Origin of the sequence: uncultured Gimesia sp., from assembly GCF_963972345.1 — a bacterium.
Taxonomy (GTDB): Bacteria; Planctomycetota; Planctomycetia; order Planctomycetales; family Planctomycetaceae; genus Gimesia.
This window is the reverse complement of sequence record NZ_CAXAVM010000015.1, coordinates 46,704-58,238: the sequence shown is the minus strand read 5'-3', so window position 1 is coordinate 58,238 and position 11,535 is coordinate 46,704. Positions and strand designations below refer to the sequence as shown.

Genomic DNA, 11,535 nt, shown 5'->3' with positions numbered 1-11,535 from the left:
CCGATCCACCTTCCTGCAGGACATCAAAGCAGCCTTTGACAAAAATCCACAGCTGGAAAACCTGCTGCTGGACGACTTCTTCCGCAACGCCATTGAAAAAGCACAACCCAGCTGGAGACGTGTAGTTGCAACTGCCGTGGAACTCGGTCTTCCGGTTCCCAGTTTCACTGCCGCTTTAAGCTACTTTGATGGATATCGACAGGCTCGTCTGCCAGCCAACCTGCTGCAGGCTCAACGGGACTACTTTGGTGCTCACACCTACCAGCGAACGGATAAAGAAGGCACTTTCCATACTGACTGGATTCGTGAACGCCGTCTGGATTCGTAATTCCTGCATGGGATCATTGATCAGTCACCATCAGATTTTATCGTAGTCAACTTGCGTTTCTGCCCGTTAATCAGGTATCACAACTTGATTAACGGGCACTTTTTACAGAGACTAAGGTCTGATGCAGCACGCTGTCTCTCTGAGTGGCTGAATGTCATTCAGGAAAGTTGACGATGAAATCAGATTATGGGGCAACCCAATCGCGGGAGAGTGGAACAATGCGAATTGTCTTGCTGGGGACTGGTGGATATCACCCGAACGAACGCCGCCATACCGCCTGCCTGATGCTCCCGGAACTGGGTGTCATCTTTGACGCGGGGACCAGCTTCTTTCGCGTTCAGCAATTTCTCAAGACGCGGGACCTGCAGATTTTCCTGACACATGCTCATCTCGATCATATTGTCGGGCTCTCTTTTTTTCTGGTCCCGATGCTCACCGATCAGGTTGATTCCGTCAAACTGTATGGAGAAGCTTCCAAGTTGAACGCCATCCAGACTCACCTGTTTTCCGAAGAAATCTTTCCCCTGTTACCCGGTTATCTATTCACACCTCTCCCGGAAACTGTTTCCGTCGCAGAGCAGGGGATTCTGAAACACATTCCCCTGGAACACCCGGGGGGCTCGGTCGGCTATCGCATCGACTGGCCTGGACATTCTCTGGCTTATATCACAGATACAGCCAATCCCGCACAGCATCTGGAATTTGTAAAGGGTGTCGATCTCCTGATTCATGAATGTTATTTTCCGGATGACATGGCCGAATGGGCCGACAAAACCGGGCACAGTCACACGACCCCGGTTGCTGAACTTGCACGCGATGCCAACGTAGGAAAGCTGGTCTTAACACACATCGACCCGCAGCAGACCGGCGACGATCCCATCGGAATCAAAGTTGCACAACAGATCTTTCCCAATACCATTCTGGGCGAAGATCTGATGGAACTGGAATTTTAAACCACTCATCATTTCTCAGATCATTTTCAGGTAAGCAGTCAGCCATCATGACGAAAGAAACATCATCCGGCAATTTTCTTTCTCAGGATCTCCTGGAAGTATTGAGAAGTCCGGACGAGTGCCGTCCACTCGAATGGAATCCGTCACAACAACAGCTGATCGATTCCCAAAACAGCCAGGCCTATCCGGTACTCATGGGAATTCCCCGCTTTGTCGAGCAGGAACACCTTTCCAGCTTCGGCCTGCAGTGGAATAAATACGAAGTCGCGCACCCAGATGAAGACCGGGCCACATTCACCGCGAAAACCGGAATGGAACTGGATGAACTGAAAGGCCTCAAAATTCTGGACGCCGGTTGTGGCGGCGGTCGTTACTGTAAAGTCGCAGCCGAAGCAGGGGGCATCGTGTTTGGTGCCGACCATACCACAGCCGTCGAGAAAGCGCAACAGCTGACTGCGCACCTCGAACATGTGAACCTGGTGCAGGCTGATTTGAAACATCTGCCTTTTGAACCCGAATCTTTCGATTTTGTCTTTTCCATCGGCGTCATGCATCACGATAAAGAGACTCGCGCGGTCTTCGACGCAGTGGCTCGCATGGTCAAGCCCGGCGGAAAATACTCTGTCTGGCTCTATCGCAGGAATCAGTGGTGGCAGGAATGGATCAATAGCGGGTTACGAAAAATCACCACGCGGATGTCGCCGGAAAAGCTGGAACCCTGGTGTCGCCTGGGTGCCTGGCTGGGAGGATTGCCGGTCATCAATAAAGTTCTCAACAAGATCGTTAATTTCAGTAACCACTCCAACTGGGAGAATCGTGTCTGCGACACATTTGACTGGTTTGCCCCCGCCTATCAGTATCACCATACAACCGCGGAACTCAGATCCTGGTTCGAACAGGCGGGATTTGAAAACCTGAAAGTTCTGCCACCGGAGAAGAAGGGACGGTTCTATCTCTGGTGTTATCACCATAATCTATTGATTGGCAGTGGCGTGAATATCCAGGGAACCAGGTCCACAAATGACACGAACTGAGAGCTGACAGTCCCGTTGAAATCGATTGGTTTTACCCGTTTTCACTATTTCACTAAATCGGATATCCTGATTGATCAGATTCCTTAAGGCTTTTTTAATTACAACAGCCTGCCCCTGATGGATCTGAAACAGGTGTGACTGTTATTAAACTTTGGATCTGACTTGACTTTCTGAGCAGAAAAAGTGATAGAAGATAGACACGACATAAAGAGAACATCATATTCTTATCCTTTTGGATTTGAGAACTCATTCTGAAATCAGAGCGAGTTCGATGTGGAAACATTGTGGATCTGCAACCAGCAAAGGGACAGTTCCACAATTCAAAATCAAGAGATCACCATCAACGGTGATAACCCATCGCGACAGGGAGAGTCATGAATCCATCGAATCCTCCGACCGGTCAATCGACTCCAGAAATTGAAGAACTTCGACACAAATACTACAACGCGTCGGTGATGGATCTGCGGATGCCACACGATCATTTGATGATTGTGCGCATCAAACCCGACGAAGAAGTACCCCCTTTTTCAGGGGGGCAATACACAACACTGGGCCTGGGTAGCTGGGAACACCGTGTCGATGGAGGTCCCTTAGCCGAGCTGGAAAAGCCAAAACTGATTCGTCGTGCCTACTCCATCTCCTGCCCGATGCTGAATCTGCAGGGCGAGCTGCTGGCCAATGATGAAATTGATTATCTCGAGTTTTACATCACGCTGGTATTACGTCCTGACACAGATGATCCACCACTCACCCCGCGGCTGTTTCGTCTCAAAGAGGGAGATCGCCTGCATCTGGGGAAAAAGCCCGTCGGAACCTATACGCTGAAACCGGTAGAACCGGGTAATAACGTGATCTTTGCCGGCACGGGAACGGGAGAAGCGCCGCATAATTCGATGAGTATCGAGTTGTTAAAACGGGGTCATACAGGACGCATCGTTTCCATGACCTGCGTCCGCTACAAAGGTGACCTGGGATATCTCGATCAGCAGGAACAGTTGCAGAAACAGTTCTCCAACTACCGCTACGGTGCTTTCACGACACGCGAGCCGGTAAACATGGATGAGAATCACCCGTCCTATGTGGGAAAACAGTACCTGCAGGATATCATTCGCCCCGCACGATTCGAAGAAGCGTTTGGCTGGTCACCCGATCCGGAAAACACACACGTCTTTCTCTGCGGAAACCCTTCCATGATCGGTCTTCCCGAAAAAAATGAGCAGGGGGAACTGGTTTTCCCGGATTCCAAGGGGATGGTAGAACTGCTCACAGAACAGGGCTACAAGCTTTCTACCCCCAAAAATCCGGGTAACATCCACTTCGAGAAATACTGGTAGATCACCTGATATCGGACATTCGATAACAGACATGGAAGTATTACCAACCAACGAAAGAAGGGGCTCAAATAAGCCCCTTATTGTCTCTGTGTTCCGGCAATTCAAATCCGGTGCTGCTTCACTGATAGCGCAAAGCATCAGGACCTTAAAGTATGCACTTCAAGGAGCCAGCAGAACCTGCCCTGCCAGGCAAAAATGGGAATTAACCCTTACGATGCCTGATCTTAGCTCGCGCACGTCGTTTTTTACGACCAATTTTTCGACGACCTTTACCTGTCTTCTTGGTTCCCATTCGAAGAAATGCCTTTCGTATTTACTTCTAGATTAAATAAGTTCAGTTGAATTCGTTTTATCTTAAACCATTGGTATCAATTAGCTTAACAGCCAACAGTCATTGCAGAATCAATCAGGTCTCATATAAACCCCAAGGGGGCAAAGAGTTACTTTAACAGGCTGAGCGAAAATCTTCAACCACGTCTGTTCAAGGAATTTAAGGTCCCTTGAGAAATCTGTCATAAAAACCGAAGATAGAACTCGTGATAAACTCAACCGACTGACACCTACTCTCTGCAGGATTGACAATTATGGATTACCGCAATTTAGGGAAAGCTGGCGTACGCGTTTCCCCCGTCTGCCTGGGCACAATGATGTTTGGTGGACCGACCAGTGAAGCAGACTCGATCGCCATTATGCATAAAGCCATTGACCTGGGCATCAACTTTTTCGACACCGCCAACATGTACAGCACCGGAGGATCCGAACTGGTTGTGGGAAAGGCGCTGAAAGAAAAACGAGATAAGGTCATCCTGGCAACCAAGGGACGCGCGCCGATGGGAGACGGCCCCAATGATGCCGGTGCCAGCAGAGTCCATCTGATGCGGGAACTGGATCGCAGTCTGCAGCGTCTGGATACCGACTACGTCGACATCTATTATGTCCACACCCCCGACTACCAGACCCCGATCGAAGAAACCCTGCGTACCCTGGATGACATGGTCCGTTCTGGAAAAGTACGCTACATCGCCTGCTCCAATTTCCGTGCCTGGAGACTGGCTGAAGCACTCTGGACAAGCGATGTCCGCAACCTGTATTCATTCAGCTGTGTGCAACCCCTGTATAACATTATGAATCGTGACATCGAGGTGGAACTGATGCCTCTCTGCCAGGAAAAGGGGATTGGCGTCGTCAGTTACAGCCCGCTGGCTCGTGGGATCCTGACCGGAAAATATCGCCCGGACCAGCCTTTTCCGGAAGGCAGCCGTGCCTCTCGCGATGATAAACGCATGAAAGAAGCCGAACTGCGTGATGTGAGTATTAAACTCTCCCAGGAAATCGCAGATTACTGCGACAAGAAGGGAGTCTCGATGACAAACTTCGCGCTCGCCTGGTGTATGGCTAATCCCATTCTCACATCGATCATCATCGGCCCGCGCACCATGGAACAGTTCGATGACAACCTGGGTTGCCTGGACGTCGAGATCACAGCAGAAGACGAAGCCTTTATCGATTCACTCGTCCCGCCGGGAGAACACAGTGGAAAAGGCTTCCAGGATCCGCAATATCCGGTAACAGGGCGGGGGAAATAGCAGGCGGTTCAGCTTAATCCTCCAAACTGGCGTACTGCTTCGTACATGACGGCAGTTGCAGTACTGGCCAGATTCAGGCTGCGAACTTCCTGGTGCATCGGCAGCTTCAGGTTGGAATCCGGATCTTCTTCGAGGAGCCGGGGAGGCAGACCGTTACTTTCGCTGCCAAACAGAAACACCTGACCGGGTTCCAGCTCCGCATCCCAGACAAAGCGGGTTGCGAACTTGGTCAGCTTCCACCATGTCCTGTCCTGTAGCTTTGTCTGTACTTCCGCCAGGCTGTCCACGGCTTCCCAGTTCAGGTGTTGCCAGTAATCCATACCGGCCCGCCGTAAATGCTTGGCATCCAACTGGAATCCCAGTGGACGCACCAGCCACAGTTTGGCACCGACGGCGACGCAGGTTCGGCCGATATTCCCTGTATTCTGGGGGATATCCGGCTGATACAGGACAACATGGAATAAAGGTTCTTTCGGCTCGGACATTCTGACTCTCAAACTGGAAATATTATGATAAAACAGCTACAAATACGAATTTACATGCCTCGTAAGAAAGTGCTGTCTCTGTAATACTTAACGCATTCCCGCTATTATACTTCTGTCTCAGGACAGCCCCGGCAGCGCGTGACGCGTTTCTAATCGTTGAATTCAATATCTTAGTCGGTCTGTCACCATAGTGAAATTGGACGCGTTTAATTTCTCTAAACTCATTTTCAATCAAAATAACTCAATAAGATTTTCCGATGTTTCAAAAAGTCACTGACGCCAGCTTTATCAAAGGTGAACACGAAATCCTCAAATTCTGGGAAGAAAACCAGACGTTTGATCAGCTTCGCAGGAAAAATCAGGGCAAACCCAAATGGAGCTTTATTGACGGTCCGATGACTGCCAATAACCCGATGGGTGTTCATCACGCCTGGGGCAGAACCTACAAAGACGCCTACCAGCGTTATTACGCCATGACCGGGCATGAACTTCGTTTTCAGAACGGTTTTGACTGCCAGGGACTCTGGGTTGAAGTCGAAGTGGAAAAAGAACTGGGGTATGGAACGAAGCAGGAAGTCGTTTCGCATGGGATCGACAAGTTTGTCAATGAATGTAAAAAACGTGTTTTGCGTTTTGCCGCCCGTCAGACAGAACAGTCGGTGCGTCTGGGTTACTGGATGGACTGGGACAATCCGGATGAGCTGCGAAAGCTTGCAGAATATGTCGGCAAGGATACAGAAGTCACAATGACGGCCCCCAGCGGAAAACAGATCACCGACAAAGCGGATATGCTGGTTTCGCGTCTGGGTAACTCGGAATGGGGCGGAAGCTATTTCACCTTCTCAACCGAGAATAACGAAACCATCTGGACATTTCTCAAGAAATGTTTTGAACGGGGGAAAGTTTATCGTGGGCACGACGTCATGCCCTGGTCAGGACGCGGAGGCAGTGCCTACAGTCAGATGGAAGTCGCTGACGGACGGAAGCTGTCTGTCCATAAGTCGGTGTTCGTGCGGTTCCCTCTCAAGGATCGCGAAAAGGAATACCTGCTGATCTGGACCACGACTCCCTGGACGCTGACCAGTAACGTGGCTGCTGCCATCAACCCCGACCTCGAATACGTCAAACTCCGTGCGAAAAAAGATGACGCCGTCTATTACTTCGCCAAAGACAACCTGGAATACCAGCGGTTGAGTCGGGAATTCAAAGAGGGATTTGGACGCCCGGAGTGGTCCTGGCCGAAAGATGTTCCCAAACTGAAAACACTGGCCCAGATCTTTAAAGAGCAGGGGGGCTATGAAATCCTTGAGACCATCAAGGGGGCCCAGATGGTGGGCTGGGAATATACGGGTCCTTTTGACGATCTTCCCGCCCAACAGGCACCCGGCGGTCATCCCAGTGACGAAACCCTGCTGGATCAGACCGGCATCTCCTGCCACAAAGTCGTAGATGGCGGCAGGGACTTCAAAGGCAATCCACACGTTGTCGCCGGCGAGGGAACCGGCATCGTACATACCGCACCGGGTTGTGGAGATGTCGACCACCAACTGGGTAAACAGCTGGGGCTGGTGGCAATCGCCCCCCTGGGTGAAGACGGTCGCTTTGAAGAGGGCTTCGGGGAATTCACGGGCAAAGAAGCCATCGATCCCGCCACACCGGAGCTGGTATTCGAACGCCTGAAAGAAAAAGATCTGCTGGTCTCTGTGGAACCTTACCCGCACATCTATCCACACTGCTGGCGGACCGGCGATGAGCTAATCTTCCGCCTGGTCGATGAATGGTTTATCAATATGGACTGGCGGGAAGAGATTAAAGATGTCACCCGTCAGATAGACTGGGTTCCTTCCAGCATTGATGGTGAGCAGCACGAGCTGGAATGGCTCACCAACATGCGGGACTGGATGGTCTCCAAAAAACGCTTCTGGGGGCTGGCCCTGCCGATCTGGGTCGATGAAGAAACCGGGGATTTCGAAGTCATTGGCTCTCTGGCTGAGTTGAAAGAACGCGCAGTCGAAGGCTGGGAAGCGCTGGAAGGTCACACTCCGCATCGCCCCTGGATCGACGCAGTCAAACTCAAAAATCCGAAAACCGGAAATCTGATGTCGCGTATCCCGGATGTCGGAAATCCGTGGCTCGATGCGGGCATCGTGCCTTTCTCCACCATGCAGTACAATACGAACCAGGCGGAGTGGGAAAAATGGTATCCCGCAGACCTGGTTACCGAATGTTTCCCCGGACAGTTCCGCAACTGGTTCTATGCGTTGCTCTCGATGGCAACCATGATGGATGGGACGCCCCCCTTCAAAACACTGCTTGGTTATCGACTGGTGTTGAATGAGGAAGGTAAACCGATGCACAAATCAGATGGCACCGCTATCTGGTTCGAAGAAGCCGCCGAGCAACTGGGCGTCGATACCATGCGCTGGATGTACCTCGCGCACAATCCCGCCTCGGACCTGAGGTTCGGTATGCGAAATCCCGAACAGCATGTGACTCTGGAAACCCCCGAGGGCCCGATCAGTGAAACCCGGGAAGGTACTCCAACCTGCCTGGTGGAAAGTAAACCCGCTGATGAAATCCGTCGGCAGGTGTTGATTCCTCTCTGGAACTCCTATGCTTTCTTTGTCAACTACGCACGACTGGATGAGTTTGATCCCGCGCAGGACCGGATTCCTGTGGCAGACCGCCCGGAAATTGACCGCTGGATTTTATCAAACCTGCAGGCCCTGCTCGCTTCTGCGAAAACGGAAATCGAAGCATATAATTTCGCCGGTTTTCTGAAAAACGCCACGGCATTCATCGATGATCTCTCGAACTGGTACATCAGACGCAATCGACGTCGCTTCTGGCGTTCCCAGGATGCCAACGATACCGATAAGCTGGCCGCCTATCAGACCCTGTTCGAAGTGCTGGTCACACTTTCCAAAGCGTTGGCTCCCAGCATCCCGTTCCTCAGCGAACGCATGTATCAGAATCTGGTTACCAGCTGGGACCAGTCTGCTCCTCAGAGTGTGCACCTCTGTGATTTTCCGGAATGTGATGCTTCACTGCTTGACGAAGAACTCAACTTCCGGGCGGCTCAGGCACAGATCGTCGTGAAACTGGGTCACAAACTGCGTGATGAATCCAACCAGCGGGTCCGTCAGCCTCTGGCGGAATTACGATTCGCCTGCCAGACGACACAGCAGTCAGATGCGATCGTAAGCCTGGCCACGACGATCGAAGAAGAATTGAACATCAAACTGGTGACGCGCTGCGAGAACCTGGATGATCTGGTCAGTTACACCTACAAACCGAATCTGAAAACACTGGGACCGAAGTACGGTAAGCTGCTGGGTATGCTGCGTCAGCAACTCCCCGAAGTCGGCGATGAAGTACTCGGGCCGCTCAGACGTGGCGAATCGGTATCCCTCGATCTGGCAGGCAATCAGATTGATCTTGAACCGGATGACGTTCTGGTGGGTACCGAGCAGGCGGCCGACTGGGTCTGTGCGGACGAGCAGGGGATTCAGATCGCCGTTTCCACGAAGCTCACCCCTGAACTCGAACAGGAAGGCATGGCCCGTGACTTTGTGCGGCAGATTCAGCAGTTGCGCAAAGAAGCAGATCTGGAGATAGAAGACCGGATCAAAATTTTCTTCAATCCGGCAGACGCGACCGAAGTCAAAGAAGCAGTCACCAACTGGTCAGACTACATCCTCGGCGAAACACTCGGGGATCAGCTGGAACAGTCTGAACTGGCGGGTGACAGTAAGGAAGTTTCGATCGGTAACAGCAAGGTGTCGCTCCGGATCGAAAAGGCTTCATCCTGAAATCAAAAGTGGAGCGTAAATACGACAACAGTATTTACGCTCCCTTTCATTTTATTTCTCTGCAGCTTGATCCTGCTGTTCCTGCAGACGCTCTACCAGTCGGCCTACATACGATTGCAACCGTCGGTCCAGTTGATCATTCTTCAGAGGCAACCTGGCAATCTGGTCCTGTACCCAGGCGACTTTTTGACTTCCCAGCTTGTCCAGGCCATTTAATGCCAGCATCGCCACATAAACTCCATCCTGATTCAGATTGGACAGAGACACCAGAGTGTCGACGGCATTTTCGACGTCCTGCTGGTCACCATATTTCCCGAGTGCCTCCGCCGCGATACAACGCACTGATTTGGAAGGATCTTCCAAAGCTTGTTGAAGGGGCTCCTGGGCCTGCGCGACCGCTTTTTCGCCCCGCATCAACAAGCCCATCGCAGCCCAGTAGCAGATGCCAGAATTCTGATTGGAGAGCCCTTTGATCAGCTGATCCACACCAGAGGGTTTCCCGGAAGATGCGAGGTCTGCCATCTTTAAAATCTGTTTGAGGGGATACAGGTCTTTGTTCTGACCAATCAGATAAGGAGCTTTTCCCTCTGCCAGGCTGTGAAACTCTGCTTCCGGTAAAAAGCCAAGGTCTCTGATTGCGAGGATTTTTTTATGCTGTGCCTGCTTCAGTTCTTCCAGTATCTTTTGATGTTCCGCCGAGTCAGCCAGATTATTGACTTCGTCCCGGTCTGTCTGGAGATCGTATAGTTCTTCAGCGGGCTTCGTCTCCCAGAAATAGGTTTGGGGTGGCTTGAGTTCGCCGGCGTCGTACATTTTCTTCCAGATCTGGGTCGTGGGTGTCTGGAACATGTAATTCAGATACTGGCCATACTTTTTGTGGGGCATGTAGTTTTTGATATAGAGGTAACGCTGGTCTCGGACTGATCGCACCAGATCGTAGCGTTCATCCATTCTGCCTCGAAAGCCGAACAGATACTCTTGCGGTGTGGTATTAAATTCTCCCATGAAGGCATCCCCCTGCATATGCTGCGGCGGTTTGATGCCTGCCAGACTCAGTACGGTAGGAGCAAAGTCAACAAAACCTACCAGGCGATCTGTTTTTCCCCGGGCCTGGTAATCGGCGGGAGCCAGCTTGCGAAACTTTGGAGGAACATACACCACCAGGGGAACCTGCAAGCCGGAATTATATGGCCAGCGTTTGCTGCGGGGCATGCCTGAGCCATGATCTCCATAATAGAAAATGATTGTATCTTCGGTGAGACCGGCGTCTGCCAGCTCTTTGAGATTCCTGCCGACCAGCGCATCCATTTCCGTGATCCGATCGTAATACTGTGCCCAGTCATGGCGGACTTCTGGAGTATCGGGATGATACGCGGGAACCCGGACCTTGGCAGGATCATGCACCAGAGTGTGCGGCCGATTTCGTATTTTACTTTCGTGACTGATTGTATGATTGAAGACCGCAAAGAAAGGTTGTCCCGGTTTTCGATTTTTCCAGTGAGCCTTACCATTGGATTGATCCCAGATTTGTCCAGCTTTCTCCACATTGTAATCTTCTTTACTGTTATTCGTGCAGTAATAGCCAGCCTGCCTCAGGTACTGTGGGTACAACTTTATATTCTCAGGCAGCTTGACCATACTCCGCATATGCTCGGCTCCCAGACAGGTGGGATACATACCGGTAATCAAAGTGGTTCGCGCGGGCGCACATACCGGAGCGGTCGACCAGCAGTTCAGATAGATCATGCCTTTTGAAGCCAGTTTGTCTATATGGGGAGTATCCGCATACTCATCCCCGTAACATCCCAGATGGGGACCATTATCTTCACTTGTAATCCACAGAATATTAGGCCGCACCGTTTCCGAGTCTGCCGCAGAATGACTGACCGAAGTCAATCCCGTGCAAACAAGAAATATACAGAACAAGAACCAGGTAAACTGATTCAGCAGAGCACTTCGAAACCGCATATCATTTTCTTTCAAATCAAAAGTTGTAAAGCATC

7 protein-coding genes and 1 pseudogene are annotated in these 11,535 nt (G+C 51.2%); 6 read left to right on the top strand and 2 right to left on the bottom strand.

Annotated elements, in window-relative coordinates; genetic code table 11:
• From AACZ40_RS04410 to AACZ40_RS04390, 5 genes and pseudogenes are all read left to right on the top strand, one after another.
• A pseudogene (locus tag AACZ40_RS04410) lies at positions 1 to 328 on the top strand (NADP-dependent phosphogluconate dehydrogenase); the annotation flags it as partial.
• 173 nt (positions 329 to 501) lie between these two features.
• The gene (locus AACZ40_RS04405) at positions 502 to 1,281 is read left to right on the top strand and encodes an MBL fold metallo-hydrolase (RefSeq protein WP_291178762.1); all 780 of its coding nucleotides are present in this window, start codon (positions 502 to 504) and stop codon (positions 1,279 to 1,281) included.
• 47 nt (positions 1,282 to 1,328) lie between these two features.
• Positions 1,329 to 2,315, top strand: a complete 987-nt coding sequence (locus AACZ40_RS04400; protein WP_291178759.1) for a methyltransferase domain-containing protein — start codon at positions 1,329 to 1,331, stop codon at positions 2,313 to 2,315.
• Between the two features lie 374 nt (positions 2,316 to 2,689).
• On the top strand, positions 2,690 to 3,649 hold the full coding sequence (locus tag AACZ40_RS04395) for a ferredoxin--NADP reductase (protein ID WP_339673415.1): 960 nt from the start codon (positions 2,690 to 2,692) through the stop codon (positions 3,647 to 3,649).
• Between the two features lie 584 nt (positions 3,650 to 4,233).
• The gene (locus tag AACZ40_RS04390; protein ID WP_291178753.1) at positions 4,234 to 5,235 is read left to right on the top strand and encodes an aldo/keto reductase; all 1,002 of its coding nucleotides are present in this window, start codon (positions 4,234 to 4,236) and stop codon (positions 5,233 to 5,235) included.
• A gap of 8 nt (positions 5,236 to 5,243) precedes the next feature.
• Here the strand turns inward: AACZ40_RS04390 and AACZ40_RS04385 are convergent, their stop codons facing one another.
• Positions 5,244 to 5,720: a tRNA (cytidine(34)-2'-O)-methyltransferase gene (locus AACZ40_RS04385; RefSeq protein ID WP_291178750.1), complete on the bottom strand. Its 477-nt coding sequence runs from the start codon at positions 5,718 to 5,720 to the stop codon at positions 5,244 to 5,246.
• A gap of 257 nt (positions 5,721 to 5,977) precedes the next feature.
• Between AACZ40_RS04385 and AACZ40_RS04380 the strand changes: the two genes are divergently transcribed.
• On the top strand, positions 5,978 to 9,532 hold the full coding sequence (locus AACZ40_RS04380) for a class I tRNA ligase family protein (RefSeq protein ID WP_291178747.1): 3,555 nt from the start codon (positions 5,978 to 5,980) through the stop codon (positions 9,530 to 9,532).
• 51 nt (positions 9,533 to 9,583) lie between these two features.
• Here AACZ40_RS04380 and AACZ40_RS04375 read toward each other — a convergent pair whose 3' ends face one another.
• Entirely contained in the window at positions 9,584 to 11,500 is a 1,917-nt protein-coding gene (locus AACZ40_RS04375; RefSeq protein WP_291178745.1) for a sulfatase-like hydrolase/transferase, read from the bottom strand.
• Positions 11,501 to 11,535: the final 35 nt, after the last annotated feature.